The sequence below is a fragment of the Corallococcus llansteffanensis genome (assembly GCF_003612055.1).
Taxonomy (GTDB): domain Bacteria; phylum Myxococcota; class Myxococcia; order Myxococcales; family Myxococcaceae; genus Corallococcus; species Corallococcus llansteffanensis.
On sequence record NZ_RAWB01000216.1, the window covers coordinates 1 to 15207 of the forward strand.

Below are 15207 nucleotides of genomic sequence, written 5' to 3' on the forward strand. Positions count from 1 at the left end.
GTGTGATGGGGCGAGGTGGCAGGCGGTGGATGGTGGTGGGCGTGGCGGCGTGGCTCGCGCAGGCGACGGTCGGCTGCCTGGCGGAGTCTTCCCCGCGTGAGCCGGCGAAGGAGGAGGCGCTCCCGCAGAGCCCTCGCGTCGAGACACCGGCCCAGGAGGACGATGACGCCGACGTCCTGGCGCCAGACGAGTCCGTGACCGAGCAATCAGGTCCCACGCATCCCCTCTCCTGCGCGCGGATCGTCCCGGGGACGCTCGGGACGGGGCGCACCATCATCCTCCCAGCGAACGGCCCCGAGGCCGCCTGTGGCCCTGGGACGTCCGAGGGCACCGGCTCCCTGGCCTTGCAGAATGACGGCCCGCTGGGCGTCACGGTCTGGGACATCGTCCTGCGCAATGGAGAGGACACCGGCAACGTGCTGCTGGGAGGAGACTTTGCAAAAATCCTGGTGCCGCTGCGCCAGGGGTTCCACCTCATCACCGAAAGACTGCGCAGCGCCACGCTCGGCGCGTACGCCGCGGACGGCGAGCCGCTGGGAAGCCAGAGCCTGTACTTCGAGAAGGAAGCGATCCTGGATGTCGCCGCGGATCCGCGGGGTGGCAGCCGGGTCGCCCTCTGGACACGCCAGACGCCCGACACCCAGGTGCTGACGATCCAGTCCTTCGACGCAAGCGCGCGCCCGCGGACGCCCCCCGTCACCGTGCTCAGCGTCACGGGGCGCGACACGATGATCGTCCTGGTGGGTGTCGACACGCGCGGGCGCACGCTGCTGCTGTGGCAGGAGACGGGCAGCACCACCTGGGTGGGCCAGTGGCGCAGGCAGGACGGCGCGGCGCTCACCGCCCCCTTCCCCGCCGCCGAGAATCCCAGCCCGACGGAGTTCACGGGGGCAGGCCTGTCCCAACTGGTGGGCGGAGGGTTGGTGCTCCAGCTCGAAGGCCAGTGGCTGCGGCAGTTCCCCAGCGGTGAGGCGCGGGCACTCCCGGCTCCGGCGTGGCTTGCGTCCCGGCCCGGCACCACCCTGAGCCTCATCCGGCAGAACCGGGCCTACGCCCTGACTCCACCGCCGACCGAAGTCGCGGGCACCGGCTGCCAGGAGTCCCTCCTCCTCTTCACCGGCGATGGGAGCTCCTGCGGTGAGCTCACCCTGCCCCTGGGCGGAGCGACCTGTAGCGGACGGCGGGTGGGCGTTGGCGTGGATGGGACGGTCGTCCAGCAGATCGACCTCAGCATCCCCGCCAACAACCAGTGCGCGTGGCGCTGGTGGTCCCGGCTGCTGCGCTGACGTAGCGTCACGCCATGAGCCCCATCACGTTCGCGTTGGAGTGGCGCTTCCCGTCTGGCATGGCCCAGGCACTGGCCGTCCATGGAGCCAGGTTCGAGGCCCCCTTCTGGGCTGACTTCCGCATCCAGGGCGACACCCGCTCCATCACGCTTCCCGACGGGACCGTGATCACCGAGACGCTCGGCGGCGCGGACGCGATGGGCTACCGCTACACCGCGAGCGGCGTGGATGGAATCTCGGGGTACCAGGGCTCCTTCCAGGTCGTGGACGACGGCTCGGCCACGACGCTCACCTGGACGACGTCGTTCCAGGCGCGTGACTCGGATGCCGCTGCTCGCATGGTCACGATCAACGCGGGAGGCGGTCAGGCGATGCTCGCGGAGCTGACCGCCTACTTCGCGCCGAAGCCCGCGACACCGTCGCGGAACTGAGAAGAGACTGTCCCAGTTCGTGGCTCTCCCGCACTTCGTGTGGACGGTAGGCTCAGACGGGGAGCAGCACGCGAGGGCGCAAGCGCTCGAAGTTGGCGCGGCCGTCCATCTGCCGTTTGAGAAGCTTGAGCTTCGTGATTGGCTCCTCCGCCTGGGCGGACCGAGGCCAGGGCAAACCGGATGCGCCACTCGGACGCTGGGCCAACGCGTGGCCGAGATCTTCTTCAGCATGTTGAAGATGGAACCCGTTCACGACGCGGACTTCGCGACGCGCGACCAGGATCCACTATCCTTGACGACTGGCAGCGGAGACACTCCTTGCGGCAGGAGCAGCTCCAGTCAGAAGTCGCTCAATGTTCTTGTAAAGGACCAAGTCCCTTTCCCTGTCGCTCAAATCGGAAAAGGGGCCACCCTCCTCAATGAGGACGTCCACGAAACTCTTCTGATTGCCCTGGAGCCTGAACACTGGCCAGTCCGTCCCAAAGAGAACTTTGTGATTGATTCCTCGTGAGACGATGTTCCTCAGCACTCTCGCGGAGCCGTCTGCCCTGAGCATGCTTTGATAGCCACTGACGTCCAGATAGACGTTTGGCCGGTGAGAGCATTGCATGACACACTCCTCAGTAAAACTGACTGAGGCGTGCGCCAGGATGAAGTTGACGCCTGGGAAGCGCCGCGCCGCTTCATCGAGCAGGAACGGGTTCGAGGTATCGAAAGCCAGGGTTGGTGACGTGGGACCAATGTGCAGGAGGACAGGGACTCGATGCTTGGCGCAGAGCTCGTAGTAGGGGAACAGCCCCGGGTCGCTCGGGCTGTATCCGCAGGGTGGGTACAGCTTCAGCCCGCGAAACCCGAACTCTACTAGCGCACGCTCAAAGAGCGCCACCCCATCCGCGCCCCAGCGGGGGTCTACCCCCCCAAACACCTCGAACTTGCCAGGGTGCCGGAGCAAGACGTCCCGATGCTTGAGAAATGACTCCTCAATGGTCAACTCGCAGTCCTTCAGCGCATAGGTGAAGTCCGGCACCAGGAGGATGCTCTTCGAGATGCCGGCCTCCGCCATCTCCGCGACAAGCTGGTCACAGAGTGGGTCCTGCATCTTCTGGTGATACATGGCGGCGAGTTGCCGAGCAGACGCCCTCACCCCCTGCGCAAGCAGGGCTACCATCATGTTGGAAATGACACCTTCGACAAATGACCTGGGGGTGTGCTCGCCAGATGCAATGTGACAGTGCGCGTCGATGATGACCGGCGGCGCTGCGCTTCGGGCGTCCATGGTTTCCTCCAGACTCATGAGGTCAAACCAGCTCTCGCTCGGGTAACGATTTGCTTGCTCGCCTTGAGCGCATCGCCGACCGTTCGCATCTGACCTACGTCGATGTCGACCACCAGATCGCCAATCTCGACACCAAACGCGTCCTCCAGGCGGAACACAAAGGCCGCGATGCCGAGCGAATCGATACCGAGATCCCTCTGCAGGGACAGCTCAGGAGTGATCTTTGTCTTCCTGAAGCGACCAGGAATTGCCTCTGCAATCAAGGATAGCACCTTCTCATTGAACTTCGCGTCAGCATCCATGAGTCCTCCCGCTACCTTCAGGCGACAGCCGCCTCAGAGATGGGCTGGAAGTGTGCGGCAATCTTCTTCCGGTCAAGCTTCAGATTCGGCCGCAAGAAGCCATTCTCGCGCGAGAACACCATGTCCGTGAAGATGACCTGACTCACGCTCCTGGAAGGGCGACGCTCGTTGAGTTCATCGACGAAGCGCTTGATGCGCACCTTCGCCTCCGCATTCATGGGATGCTTGGGAAGCACCACGGCGCTGATGCTCGGTGAGCCCGGGCTGGCGAAGACGACTGACCTGGCTACGTCAGAACAGGCGTCAATCTCGGCCTCGAGGGCTTCGGGGTGGACCTTCTCCCCGCCCGCCGTGACGATGATCTCCTTCTTCCGGCCCAGCAGATAAAGATAGCCATCCGCATCGAAACGGCCGATGTCGCCACTGGCGATTCGGCTACCTCCGATGAACGTCTGCTCGTTCTCTCCCGGCGCGGACTCGAAATAGCCGAGTGCCTGCGCATGCTCACGATGGATGATGAGTTCTCCGTCCTCGGCGATCTCGATCTGGATGCCTGGCAGCAAACGCCCCACGGAGCCAATCTTCCGCGCGCCCGGAACATTGAGCGCAACCGAGCCGGCCTCGGAGAGGCCGTAGGTCTCATAGAGGGGCAGCTGCATGAGCACGAATAATTCAAGTGTCGAGCGCTTGATCGGGGCCATGCCCGTCACCATCATCCGCATTCGCCCCCCCAACATCTTGTGCGCAGGCATGAAGATGAGCCGGGCCAACTTCTCACGCACAGCATCCACCGGCAACACCCCCACTGCGGCGGCGGCAAGCCTCGCGGCGGTGCGCTTCCACCAGAGCATGTTATCGAAGCGCGTCTCAAAGGCCTCGTACAGTGAGGGCGGCGCAATCAGGATGGTCGGCCGGAGCTCCTTGAGGGCGCGGAAGAGCCGACTCGGCTCCGTCACGATGAGGTCGAAGCCATACCAAAGCGCCGCGTAGTACATGAGTCGCTGCTGGAAATTGGAGATGGGAAGGAACAGCAGCAAGCAGTCGTCTGGACGGGGCCCCACCGCCCCCGTCAGCCCGGCGATGTTCGCCTCAATCCCCTTGCGTGACAGCAGGAGGCCCTTCAGTCCACCAGCGGAGCCGGATGAAAAAACCATCCATCGATTGTCGGAGCTGTCGCGCTCGTACCGAGGATTGAGGTCAAACACCCGGGCACCTGCGTTATCCGCCCCTAGACCAACGATGTAAGTATCCTCTGCCGGGTGGTTCCCACGTTCGCTCGCGGGCACCAACAGCAGCGACAGGGAGTATTTGTCACGCATGTCCTTCGGGCTTGCACCCGCGAAATCGTCCGTGAACGCCACTGTGACGGCCCCCAGCTCGAGCAGGGCCAGGTCATAGACAATCCAGAGGTACGAGTTGGGCGCGCGGATTCCGACTCGCATCCCGGCATTCAGACCCCAGGAAATCAGCGCCGTACAGGCTGCTCGCACGTCGTCCTGCACGGTGGCGTGGGACCGCTGTATCACACGTCCATCCTCAAACGTGTAGATGAAGTTCCCCTGCCGTGACGACATGCGGGATGAAAGGGTCACGAACTCCATAGCCATTCAGCTCACTTTACGGACATTGACTGCAACATTTCCGTGTTTCAAAAGCACCAGGCGCTCCTGCGGCCTTCTCACAGTGAGCCCAGACATCCGCAGTCACTCGGGCTTGAGTACCAAGACCATCACGTCCCCCTCACGATATCTCAGCAGCCCGTCGACAAAGGTGTTCACCTTCGGGTCCCGGTAGCGAGGCACCTGCTTGTAGAAGAACTGGCACTCGTTGCGAATGACGAAGCGCTCCTCGTCGAAAGTCAGACCTGGATTGAACTCATGGGCCAGGAAGCGGCCAATCTCCTGGATGTTCCCGGGCGCTGGACTGCCATCCAGCGCGGGGTACAACTGTCCCCTTGCGTGCATGGCCCCGTACACCACGGGGCTCTGGGTGATGAGCGTCAGGTAGTGCGGCCCCTCGGGGAAACGCCGCATGAAGCGCGACAGGGCGGCATACATGATGTGGGTCATGATGCCCTTGCCCTGGAGTTCGGGGAGCATGGACGAGTTGGAGGTGTGGAGGAGCCGGGCTCCGCCACCGCTCAAGAACCGATAGGTGCACAGCCCCAGGACTCTCAAGCCCTCCCGGGCCACACAGATAAGGTCCGCCTTCAGCAGCGGCGCGAACTTGTAGTGGGCCGCCAGCTGCGCCACGTCCTGGGGCGTTTCCCAGCCACGAGCGGCGGCCACGAGCCGCACGGCATCCTCGAAGAACATCTCCCGAGTCAGCCGCCCCGCGGGCTCATCAAGGAACTCCAGCGTGACGCCCTCTACTTCGACACGCTCCGTAACCAGGTGGGACCAGGCAAGGCTCATGGCGCTCACGTTCCTCCGGGTGGGTCACACTGTACGGCTGGGTTCCCGAATCCACCGTGCACAGGGGTCCGCCACCCCGCCGGGCACTCTTCCGCGACTCCCCGGACCAGTTCGAAGTAGCGCCTGCGCAGCGCATCCACGAGCGGGGATTGGCCCCGTCCCACTGTCCTGCCATCCACTTGTCCGACGGAAACAACCTCCATCCCCGTACCGCAGAAGAAGATCTCTTCGGCCGTGTAGAGTTCTGTCCGGTTGATGCGCCGTGCCTCCACCTTGATCCCCATGTGCCGTTCGAGCAGGTGGATGACCGTATCCCGGGTGATGCCCTCCAGGATGTCGTCGGTCACCGAGGGGGTGCACACCCGCCCCCCTCGAACAATGAAGACATTCATCCCCGTTCCTTCCGAGACATACCCGTCCTCGGTGAGGAAAATGGCGTCATCGAAGCCTCGTTCGAGGGCTTCCGTCATGGCCAAGGCCGAGTTGACATAGGCGCCATTGATCTTGGCACGCGCCGGTATGGCATTGTCACGGACGCGGCGCCAGGACGAGACGCACACCGAGAGGCTGGTGCGGTCGCGGTGGAATCGCTCCAGGGGAACAGCGACGATGGCCAGGTCGTCGCGATCCGCCAGGCGCAGTCCAAACTGGAGTCCTGCCTTGTAGGCGATAGGGCGGACATAGCAATCCTCACGGATGCCATTGACCTGGACGAGTTCGGTTGTCAGCCGACACATGTCCTCCACTGAATACGGCAGCGAAATGCGCAGCACTCCGCAGCTTTCAAGCAGGCGCCGGAAGTGGTCCTGCAGCCGGAAGAGGTAGACCTGCCCCGTGTCTGGATGCGCATAGCCACGGATGCCCTCGTAGACCGCGGTGCCAAAAAGGAAGGCATGGGTCATGACGTTGACGTGGGCATCGCGCAGCGGCACTTGCCGACCGCGGAGGAAGGCATGACCCTCTTCCACAGCCAACGTCTCGGGCGCCGCTACCTCCTGGAAGGTCCATTTTCTCATGGGTCTGTCGCCCTCGTTCGCAACGCCACCGGGGCCCGCCAGATCAACGCTGCTGCATGTCGATGTGCTCCAGTGCGGCCTTCACGTCCTTCTGCAGATCTATCAGCCGTTCCAGGCCGAAGCACAGCCGCACGGTGCCGCGGTCCAGTCCCATCTGGGCCTTCTCCTCGTCATTCATTGAGGCATGGCTGCCAGTGTAGGGCTGCGCCACCATGGAGGTAACGCAAGCCATACCGGTCCCCGTCCCGAAGAGTTCGAGCCGAGCAATGAAGTCCGGATAGCGCCCCACCAGGTCCTTGCGCAGGTCGAAGAAGATGATGCCGCCGTACCCCATCAACTGATGCCCATCCACCTCTGGGTAGTACACGCGGGTCACCTGGGGGAGATCCCGCAGGAACCTTGCCATCTCCTTCGTACTCTGCTGATGGTGCTCCATCCGCAACGAGAAGGTCTGCAGGCTTCGCCGCAGCAACCAGGCGCTGTGGGGGGCCAACACCGCTCCAGAATAGAATCGCTCGGCCCGGCAGGCCTCCTCCAGGTCATCCCGATCCGTCAGCAGGATGCCGCCCATGACGTCTGAGTGGCCGGAGAAGAACTTGGTGGCGCTGTGGAGCGAGATGTCCGCCCCGTGCTCCAGGGGATGCTGGAACAGCGAGGTCGCCCAGGTGTTGTCCACCACCACCAACGCCTCGGGATTGAGGGCCTTGACCGCGGAGGAGACAGCGCGGATGTCCACCGTCTTGAGGAAGGGATTGGTGGGCGTCTCGAAGAAGAGCATGCGCGTCTTGGGGGTGAACTGCTTCAAGCTGGAGGGCTCGGAGAGGTCGACCACCTTCAGCGACCAGCCCATCCGCGCGGCCAGCCTTTGGATGAGCTTGAAAGAGCATCCGTAGACGTACGAGTTCACGACGATCTCGTCACCCGGACGAAGCTGATCCAGGCAGACCCGAATGGCCGCCATGCCCGTGGACACCGCTACGCCATGCCGTGCTCCCTCCAGGGTCCGCACCGTCTCTTCGAACTCGGCAATATTGGGGTTGCTCTTTCGCGTGTAGAAGAAGGGTGAAGAAGCCTCGAAGGCGCTGGCTTGATAGAGCGGGGTGACGGCAGGTTTGGCATGCGTGTCATCCACGCGGGCATGAAGGGCTCGGGTGATGGAATCCATGGGGCTCGCGGGGACACGCCACTGACGGGCGAACAAAGCGAATGGTTGGGTGAGGCCAGGCTTGACCGGACTGAAGCCCGCAGGCCCTGCGGAGCCAGGGCTCCACAGGGCTGCGAGCAGAGGCTCATCGGAAGGACGGCAGTGGAGTGACGTCGACCTGCTGCACTCCCACCTCTTCGATGGCCACCGTGGGGAAGTGCGCACGGTCAAAGACCTCGTGCAGATTGCTCTGGATGACAGGTGGCATGGCCACCTCACAACCCAGTTCATTGGGCAGGTTCTGCGCCACGATGAACCGGAAACTCTCCTGGGGGCGCAGCGTCACCAGGCGCCAGGGAGTGGCCTGCCCCTCCGCAAGCATGCGGCGCACATAGATGGCAAGCGTATTGGCCGCAGGATTCTGGACCTGGACGTGCAACGAGCGCACATCCCCATGCCACTGGAAGGACTTCCTGCTCAGCTCCGCGTCCGTGGGCAGGCTGTCCGCCGAGGATGCCGACAAAGGGGTCCCGCGCATCTTGATGTGCGCGTCCTTCCCGCATTTGCTGCAGTGCCCCCGGGCGTCCAAGCCCGCAAGCTTCGCGTTCAGCCCGTAGCGATCCACGAGCAGCCCCCCGCAGCCGTTGCAGAAGGTGTTGGAGAAGGGGGTGTCGTAGACGTTGCCCAGATAGACGTGCTCCACTCCCATCTCAATGGCGATCTCTCGCGCCCGGAGCAAGCGGGGAATGGGGGTGCGCACCGAGTCACGCATGCGATAGTCCGGATGGAAGCGCACGTAGTGCAACGGCACCGTGCTGTCCGTCTCCTTGAGCATCCACTCCGCCAACTTCCTCGCCGACGCTTCGTCGTCAGACAGGTCGGTGATCATCAGGTTGCTCACCTCAAGGTGAACACCCGACTTGTAGACGTGCTTGATCGCGTCAAGCACCGGCTGAAGCCGGCCTGTGGTGATCTTCCGGTAGTACTCCTCGTCGATCGCCTTGAGGGAAATCGAGAAGATGTCCATGTAGGGCAGCAGCTCGTCGATGGCCTCGGGGGTAATATAGAAGGCTGACTTATAGAGATTCATCAGCCCCTTTTCCCTGGCGAGTTTCGCCGTCTCCCTGACGAACTCATGCCACACCACCGGGTCGTTGTAGGTCCAGGACAGCATTCGAATGTTGTGCTGAAGCGCGATGTCCACGACCTGTTCGGGCGTATAGTAGTGCACGTCCTTGTCCGAGACGTACTTCGCCTGAGAGGTCTTCCAGTTGTGGCAATAGGCGCAGTTCAGCATGCATCCGATGTTGCCCATCGAGAGGATGCGCTCACCCGGGCTGAAGTGATTGACGGCCTCCGTCTCGATCGTCTCCTCGGTGGCATGCACGCTCTTTCCATAGTTGAGCGTCACCAACCGCCCGTTCCTGTTGGCCCTGACGCCACAGAACCCGTGCTGGCCTTCCTTGAGTGTGCAGTTACGCGGTGAGAGGTGACACCGCACGACCCCGTTGGGCAGCAGTTCCTCCATTCGGGCCTGACGGAAGGTCTCACTCCACTTCGTCTCAGTGGCAGGTAGCACGCAATTCCTCCTGATGACCCATGGCGATGGAAAGAGAATGTGCCCAGGCCCGCCATGAATAGTAGTCCAGGTCGTATTTCCATTACAATCCAGACCACCCGTAAAAACCAGACGCATTGCGCAATGGCCCCCCAGGGATCCTAATGACCCAGGCCAAACAGTCCCGATGCATTGGCGATGCAATCCTGTCATGCAATATTAGACGGCCATTCCACCTGCTGGCCCTGCTGCTTCAATGCATGGCAGGAGGCGCGGGCGGAATCCCTTCGGGCCGGCGTCCAGCAGCTCCGGCCCGAAGCGCCAGGAAGCTCCGCACCGCTTCCTCCACGGTCGGGTGGAGGTTCTCCGGGCCCATCCGCTGCGCCAAGCCCGTGCGCCGCAGCAGCCGCCGCAAGGGCGCACGGGCCTCGGCGATGCCCAGCACCACGCCCTCCTCCTCGAACTCCCGCCGCAGCTTCTCCAGCCCCTCGGCCGCGGTGACGTCGAGGTCGAACACGGCGGACGCATCCAGCACGAACCACCGCACCGGCGTGCGCGAACCCGCCACCAGGGCGCGGGCCTCCTCGCGCAGGTAGCGTGCGTTGGCGAAGAAGAGCGGCGCGTCGAAGCGGTAGATGACAAGTCCTGGAATGGTCTGGGCGTCCTCGTACCGTTCGATGTCGTGGTAGCCGGCCTCTCCGGGTCGCTCGCCGAGCACCGCGTCGTGGGGCCGGGCGGCCCGGCGGATGAGGTCTCCCAGCGCCAGCACCACCGCGATGAGGATGCCCTGGAGGATGCCCAGCACCACGACGCCCAGCATCGTCGCCACCGCCAGCAGCGCCTCCACGGGCCGCACGCGCCACAGCCCGACGATGGACCCGACATCCATCAGGTACACGGCCGCCACGATGACAATGGACGCCAGCGTCACCAGGGGCAGGTTGCGCAGCAGCGGCGTGAAGAACAGCGCGAAGACGAGCACCACGACCGACGCCATCACCCCGACCCACTGCGTGCGGCCTCCCATGGCGGCGTTGACCGCGGTGCGCGAGTCACTGCCCGTGACGGGGAAGCCCTGCGTGAGGCCCGTGGCGAGGTTGGCGGCCGCCTGCCCCAGGAACTCCTGGTTCGTGTCCAGTCGGTAGCGGAACCGGTCCGCGTAGATGCGGCCGGTGAGCACCGAGCTGGCGTAGTTGACGAGCGCCAGGCTGAGGGCGGCGGGCAGCAGCGCGCGCACGTCCCCGAACCGGACGGAGGGCAGTCCGAAGGCCGGAGGCGTCGCGGAGATGGAACCCACGACCTTGATGCCGCCCTGCCCCCATTGGAGGAGCTCGCCCGCCACCGTGGTCAGCACCACCAGGATGAGCGGGCCGGGCGCCCTGGGCAGGAAGCGTCGCAACAGCACCAGCACCCCGATGATGCCCACGCCGAGCAGCAGCGTCGGGACGTGGGCCCGCTGGAGGTTCGCGCCCACTTCAAACACCTGACCGGCGAAGTCGTCGGCCTTGCGCTCCAGCCCGAAGAGCTTCGCCAATTGGCTGCCGATGATGATCAGCGCCGCGCCGTTGACGTAGCCAACGAGGATGGGCCGGGACAGGAAGTCCGCGAGCGCGCCCGCCTTGAGCAGCCCCCCGAGGAGGCTCAGGACGCCCACCATCAGCGCGAGCAGCGCAGCCAGCGAGGCGTAGCGCACGGGGTCCGCGCCCGCGACCAACGGGGCCAGGGCCGACGCGGTGAGGATGGCAGCCCCCGCCTCGGGCCCGAGGATGAGGTGCCGCGAGGGCCCGAACAGCGCGTAGCCCAGCATGCCCGCGATGCCCGCGTAGAGGCCCGCCGCCGGGCGCACCCCGACGATCTGCGCATACGCGAGCCCCTGGGGAATGAGCATCGCGCCCACGGTGAGCGCGGAGAGCAGATCCGCCACGAGCCCCTGGCGCGAAGTGTCCCGCGTCAACCGCAGCCCGGGGACGCCCCGCGCCACCGACCGCCACCGGAGACTGGGGTGCATGCTTGCCTCCCTGGGTTCGACGGCGCACGCTCCGCCACCGCACGGCAAAGCTGGACCGTGCCATGCGTGTCAGCAACAAGCGGCGCGCGCGCCTGCTCCTCGGGAGCCACCAGACAGCGCGGCGGTCGAACCGGTGAGCCTTGGAGCCCGGCGGCCCCGGCCCCAACTCCTGGAGAGGTTCCCTGTGGCACAGGAGGTGCTCATGACGGACACACGTAGCGGAGGCAGGTTGAGCAGGAGCTGGTGGGGCCCCGTGCTCGCCCTCCTCCTGGGGGCGACACCCCTGGTCGGGGGAGCGCAGCAGGCGAAAGCACCCACCGAGCCCGCCGAGCGAATCGACCCCCAGGCCCAGCGCATCCTGCGCCAGATGAGCGACTTCCTGGCCGCTCAGCGCGAGTTCTCCGTCCGCACCGCGGGGACGCTCGATGAAGTGCTCGAGTCGGGGCAGAAGGTCCAGTTGCAGCGCGAGGGCGACGTGCGCGTGCAACGGCCCAACCGGCTCCGCGTGGACCGCACCGGAGACCTGGCCCGGCTCCATCTCTTCTACGACGGCCAGCGGTTCACCCTCCATGGCGAGCGCGCCAACGCCTATGCGACGACGCCAGCGCCCTCCACCCTGGATGCCACCCTGGACATGGCCTCGCAGCAGCTCGGACTGGATGCGCCCGGAGCGGACCTCCTCTTCAGCAACCCCTACGCCACCCTCACCGAGGACGTGTGCTCCGGCAGCTACCTCGGCCGCGCCGTGGTGGACGGCGTGCCCGTGCACCACCTGGCGTTCCGCAACCGCGACGGTGTGGACTGGGAGCTCTGGGTCGAGGACGGCCCGCGGCCCCTGCCGCGCAAGTACGTCATCACCTCCCGGGACCTGCCGGGGACGCCGCAGTACTCGGTGAACCTGTCCGACTGGAACCTGTCGCCCCAGTTCACCCCGCAGCAGTTCCAGTTCACGGCCCCGCGCGATGCGATGCGCGTGTCGTTCGCCGAGCCCGACGAGCAGGGTGGGCAGCAAGAGGGAGGTGCGAAATGAGGATGCTAGCGCGCGGGTCCCGCCAGCGGGCGGCGGGGATGTTGCTGGGGCTCTTCGTCATGGGAGGGCTGCTCCCGGAGGCCCTGGCCCAGTACGGCACGTCGCGCCGGGTGGCGCGACGCACCTCGCGACGCACGGCCACCCGGCATGACGCCATGTACGGCGGCGCCACGAGCGCGGCCGTGGTGGCGGTGCCGACGGGCGCGGCCACCGTCACGGCGCTCCCCGCGGGCTGCATGGCCGCGCCGGTGGGTGGCATCACCTACCAGCAGTGCGGCTCCGTCCGCTACCGCCCCTACTACCAGGGAGAATCCCTCGTGTACGCCGTCGAGTAGCCCCTGGCGCTTCCGGCGGTGAAGCCCGCTCCACCGCCGGAAAAGCGCCCACGGCGCCTGGGGCGGGCCCACTCCGGCCCCCCAGGGTGGGGCAGCGCGCGGACCGCGACAGAGGGCACCGCCGGGGGGTCGGTAGACGCCCAGGCGCGGCCCACCCACGTTGCAGGCCCATGACACCGACCACGTTGGGGCTGCTCCTGCTCCTGGGGCTGGCACCCGCCGAAAGTGCTTCCGCCGCGGAAGCCCCGGCATGCCACACCGACCATGCCCGGCAGTTGGGCGGCCACACCTTCCTGTTCCCCCTCCTCCAGCAGAGCGCCTTGGTGACCACGAACGTGGGCCTCCGCGAAGGCGTCGCGCGCTACGACGTGCCGGACGTGCCTGTCGGCAGGCTGGGCACAAGGGATGTGCTGCTCACGGGCGCCCAGCAGACGCTCGACCTGGGCATTGCCTTCACGGACTGGCTGGGCGTGGCGGGCTTCGCGCGAGCCACCGTCATCACCGGGGCGAATACCCCCTCGTTGGTGCTGCGGGGCGCGTCGGTGGAGATGCTCGGCCAGGCGGGGGCCGTCGTGCGGGTGTGGCGCAACGAGCCCAGCGGAACGCAGCTCTCGCTTCGCGCCAACGTGGGCCTCGAGCACGGCAGCGACATCACCGTCCGCTCGTTCGTCAATGGCATCCTGAACGACCCGGAGCTGACCTTCGAGGACGTGCTGGAGGGCAACCTCGACCAGTACATCCGCGTGCCCACGAGAGAGACCTCCGTGAATGGCGGTGTGTTCCTGGCCCAGGCCTTCAGCCGGACGTTCTCGCTGCAGGCCTCCGCGTTCGGCGACTACGCCTGGCGCGAGCGGGATCCCTTCATCTCCGCGGATGGTGGCCGCGTCACCCAGGAGTCGCACGCGGCGCGCGTCCACTTCACGGCCGCGCTCGCCGCGGACTTCGCGCCCCACGGCGTTCCCCTGGCCCTCATGGGCGAGTACCTGTTCACCACCGGCGAGGAGACCGAGGTGGGCCGTCCCGTCAGGACCCTGGGCGCCAGCACGGTCGCGCTTGGCCTCTACTACTCCGGGCGGCCCCACCTGCAGCTCGGCCTGGGCGCGGCGACCACCCTGAACGCCGCGCGCCGCCTCGGCCTCGGGGAGCAAGGCGAGGAGCGCGAGTCCGGCAAGCCCACGCTCAGCTACGGGCATCTCATCCTGCGCTACATCTGGTGAGCCCCGGCACCGCGTCAGCCAGGCACGCGGCCCGGGGGCAACCGGTCCGCGCGCTCCGACCGGTCCTGCCGCTTCGCCCAGACCTTGTAGGGAATCAACGAGAGCAGCCGGACGATGACGATGGCGGCCACCCCCGCCGCCACCTCCAGCGCCTGCAGGCGCGGGTAGCTGTGGATGATGATGGTCAGGGTGAGCGCCGGAGGGGCGAGGCCCGCGGTCAGGGCCACGGCCTTGCGATCCTCGAGTCGTGGCGCGCCCGCCCAATGTCCCAGGAAGGCCGAGGCGGACACGAGCACCAACAGGGCCAGCACCGTGGCGCCCCCGAGTTCCCCCAGCCGGGGCGGCGCCTTGACGAGGATGAGCACCACGGCCACCACCAGGAGCACGTTGAACAGGCGGCTGGTCCACACGGCCAGCCCCCCCGCCGCGCGCGGGAAGAGTCGTTGGATGGCCATTCCCGCAACCAGCGGCGGGATGACCTTCACGAGCAGGGTGCGCAACACCAGGCCGGGACTGGCCTGGAGCTGGACCCCCATCACGCGGTCCAGCACCTCGACCCAGAGGGGCACGGTGACCAGTGAGCACACGGCCAGCAGCAGCAGCAGGTTGAGCGCCGTGGTGACGCTCGCGTGCAGGGACTTCGCCTGCTTCACCAACAAGGGAGCCCCGGGACAGACGGCCGTGAGGACGATGGCGGCCGCGATCACGGAAGGCGGCTTGAACAGCCGCACCACCGCGTACGCCATGAGCGGCACCACCACGAGCACCACGGCCAGCGCCCGCCCGTAGAGCGCCGGTCGCTGGAGGATCTGCCGGACACCGCCCCGCTGTGCCGCCAGCCCGGCGGAGAACATGAACACGACGATGGCGTTGGACAGCACGAAGGCAAGGACGTCTTTCAGCATGGCGCATTCCCCTTTCAGGGGGTTCGGGCCGCTTCGCCCACTGGCTACGACGGGCTCCTGCGCCAGCGCACCGCCAGCACGGAGAGGATCCAGAGCGCGCTGCCCGCGCCCGCGACGGCCATCAAGGGGCGGCGCAGGCCCGCGCCGAGCGCCTCCAGCGCGCCCCGCAGGGTCGCGGCGGTGGTGCGCTCCGCCAGCTTCTCCAGGGAGGCGCCCAGCGCTTCGCCCGAGATCACCGGATTGGACGCCAGCTCCTCGCGGAGGCCCACCGCCAGCCCCCGCACC

At 66.2% G+C, this 15207-nt stretch carries 14 protein-coding genes and 1 pseudogene; 5 read left to right on the forward strand and 10 right to left on the reverse strand.

Going from position 1 to position 15207, the window contains the following annotated elements:
- On the forward strand, positions 1-1286 hold a 1286-nt coding region (locus D7V93_RS20600; protein ID WP_208723083.1), incomplete at its 5' end, for a hypothetical protein.
- A gap of 14 nt (positions 1287-1300) precedes the next feature.
- Positions 1301-1717: an SRPBCC family protein gene (locus D7V93_RS20605; protein WP_120645042.1), complete on the forward strand. Its 417-nt coding sequence runs from the start codon at positions 1301-1303 to the stop codon at positions 1715-1717.
- A gap of 286 nt (positions 1718-2003) precedes the next feature.
- Here D7V93_RS20605 and D7V93_RS20610 read toward each other — a convergent pair whose 3' ends face one another.
- The 8 genes from D7V93_RS20610 to D7V93_RS20645 all read right to left on the reverse strand — a co-directional run bounded on the left by D7V93_RS20610 (position 2004) and on the right by D7V93_RS20645 (position 11435).
- On the reverse strand, positions 2004-2993 hold the full coding sequence (locus tag D7V93_RS20610; protein WP_158623802.1) for an amidohydrolase family protein: 990 nt from the start codon (positions 2991-2993) through the stop codon (positions 2004-2006).
- A 14-nt stretch (positions 2994-3007) separates the two neighbouring features.
- The gene (locus D7V93_RS20615) at positions 3008-3295 is read right to left on the reverse strand and encodes a phosphopantetheine-binding protein (RefSeq protein ID WP_120645044.1); all 288 of its coding nucleotides are present in this window, start codon (positions 3293-3295) and stop codon (positions 3008-3010) included.
- 17 nt (positions 3296-3312) lie between these two features.
- The gene (locus tag D7V93_RS20620; protein WP_120645045.1) at positions 3313-4902 is read right to left on the reverse strand and encodes an AMP-binding protein; all 1590 of its coding nucleotides are present in this window, start codon (positions 4900-4902) and stop codon (positions 3313-3315) included.
- A 96-nt stretch (positions 4903-4998) separates the two neighbouring features.
- Positions 4999-5709 (reverse strand): hypothetical protein, encoded by a 711-nt coding sequence (locus D7V93_RS20625; RefSeq protein WP_120645046.1) that lies wholly within the window; start codon positions 5707-5709, stop codon positions 4999-5001.
- 5 nt (positions 5710-5714) lie between these two features.
- Positions 5715-6725, reverse strand: a complete 1011-nt coding sequence (locus D7V93_RS20630) for a branched-chain amino acid transaminase (protein WP_120645047.1) — start codon at positions 6723-6725, stop codon at positions 5715-5717.
- A gap of 43 nt (positions 6726-6768) precedes the next feature.
- On the reverse strand, positions 6769-7890 hold the full coding sequence (locus D7V93_RS20635) for a trans-sulfuration enzyme family protein (protein WP_120645048.1): 1122 nt from the start codon (positions 7888-7890) through the stop codon (positions 6769-6771).
- A gap of 124 nt (positions 7891-8014) precedes the next feature.
- Entirely contained in the window at positions 8015-9640 is a 1626-nt protein-coding gene (gene amrS, locus D7V93_RS20640; protein ID WP_341870947.1) for an AmmeMemoRadiSam system radical SAM enzyme, read from the reverse strand.
- 40 nt (positions 9641-9680) lie between these two features.
- Positions 9681-11435, reverse strand: coding sequence for a SulP family inorganic anion transporter (locus D7V93_RS20645; RefSeq protein ID WP_120645050.1), 1755 nt, complete (start codon positions 11433-11435; stop codon positions 9681-9683).
- A gap of 202 nt (positions 11436-11637) precedes the next feature.
- Between D7V93_RS20645 and D7V93_RS20650 the strand changes: the two genes are divergently transcribed.
- From D7V93_RS20650 to D7V93_RS20660, 3 genes are all read left to right on the forward strand, one after another.
- A complete protein-coding gene (locus D7V93_RS20650; RefSeq protein ID WP_158623803.1) occupies positions 11638-12465 on the forward strand; it encodes a DUF2092 domain-containing protein in 828 nt (275 codons plus the stop codon).
- On the forward strand, positions 12462-12800 hold the full coding sequence (locus D7V93_RS20655; protein WP_147451255.1) for a hypothetical protein: 339 nt from the start codon (positions 12462-12464) through the stop codon (positions 12798-12800). Before D7V93_RS20650 ends, D7V93_RS20655 begins: the two co-directional genes overlap by 4 nt.
- A 170-nt stretch (positions 12801-12970) precedes the next feature.
- Positions 12971-14017 carry a hypothetical protein gene (locus D7V93_RS20660; protein WP_147451256.1) on the forward strand — a complete coding sequence of 349 codons (1047 nt, stop codon included), beginning with the start codon at positions 12971-12973 and terminating at the stop codon, positions 14015-14017.
- Between the two features lie 14 nt (positions 14018-14031).
- On the opposite strand, the gene D7V93_RS20665 is transcribed toward D7V93_RS20660, so the two are convergent.
- Complete coding sequence (locus D7V93_RS20665) at positions 14032-14922, reverse strand: bile acid:sodium symporter (protein WP_120645053.1); 891 nt, start codon at positions 14920-14922, stop codon at positions 14032-14034.
- Between the two features lie 44 nt (positions 14923-14966).
- Positions 14967-15207, reverse strand: a pseudogene (locus D7V93_RS45030) (hypothetical protein); the annotation flags it as partial.

Coding starts and splice junctions, on each gene's coding strand:
- D7V93_RS20605 (WP_120645042.1), top strand. CDS start 1,301: ATGAGCCCCATCACGTTCGCGTTGGAGTGGCGCTTCCCGTCTGGCATG.
- D7V93_RS20610 (WP_158623802.1), bottom strand. CDS start 2,993: ATGGACGCCCGAAGCGCAGCGCCGCCGGTCATCATCGACGCGCACTGT.
- D7V93_RS20615 (WP_120645044.1), bottom strand. CDS start 3,295: ATGGATGCTGACGCGAAGTTCAATGAGAAGGTGCTATCCTTGATTGCA.
- D7V93_RS20620 (WP_120645045.1), bottom strand. CDS start 4,902: ATGGCTATGGAGTTCGTGACCCTTTCATCCCGCATGTCGTCACGGCAG.
- D7V93_RS20625 (WP_120645046.1), bottom strand. CDS start 5,709: ATGAGCCTTGCCTGGTCCCACCTGGTTACGGAGCGTGTCGAAGTAGAG.
- D7V93_RS20630 (WP_120645047.1), bottom strand. CDS start 6,725: ATGAGAAAATGGACCTTCCAGGAGGTAGCGGCGCCCGAGACGTTGGCT.
- D7V93_RS20635 (WP_120645048.1), bottom strand. CDS start 7,890: ATGGATTCCATCACCCGAGCCCTTCATGCCCGCGTGGATGACACGCAT.
- amrS (WP_341870947.1), bottom strand. CDS start 9,640: ATGACAGGATTGCATCGCCAATGCATCGGGACTGTTTGGCCTGGGTCA.
- D7V93_RS20645 (WP_120645050.1), bottom strand. CDS start 11,435: ATGCACCCCAGTCTCCGGTGGCGGTCGGTGGCGCGGGGCGTCCCCGGG.
- D7V93_RS20650 (WP_158623803.1), top strand. CDS start 11,638: ATGACGGACACACGTAGCGGAGGCAGGTTGAGCAGGAGCTGGTGGGGC.
- D7V93_RS20655 (WP_147451255.1), top strand. CDS start 12,462: ATGAGGATGCTAGCGCGCGGGTCCCGCCAGCGGGCGGCGGGGATGTTG.
- D7V93_RS20660 (WP_147451256.1), top strand. CDS start 12,971: ATGACACCGACCACGTTGGGGCTGCTCCTGCTCCTGGGGCTGGCACCC.
- D7V93_RS20665 (WP_120645053.1), bottom strand. CDS start 14,922: ATGCTGAAAGACGTCCTTGCCTTCGTGCTGTCCAACGCCATCGTCGTG.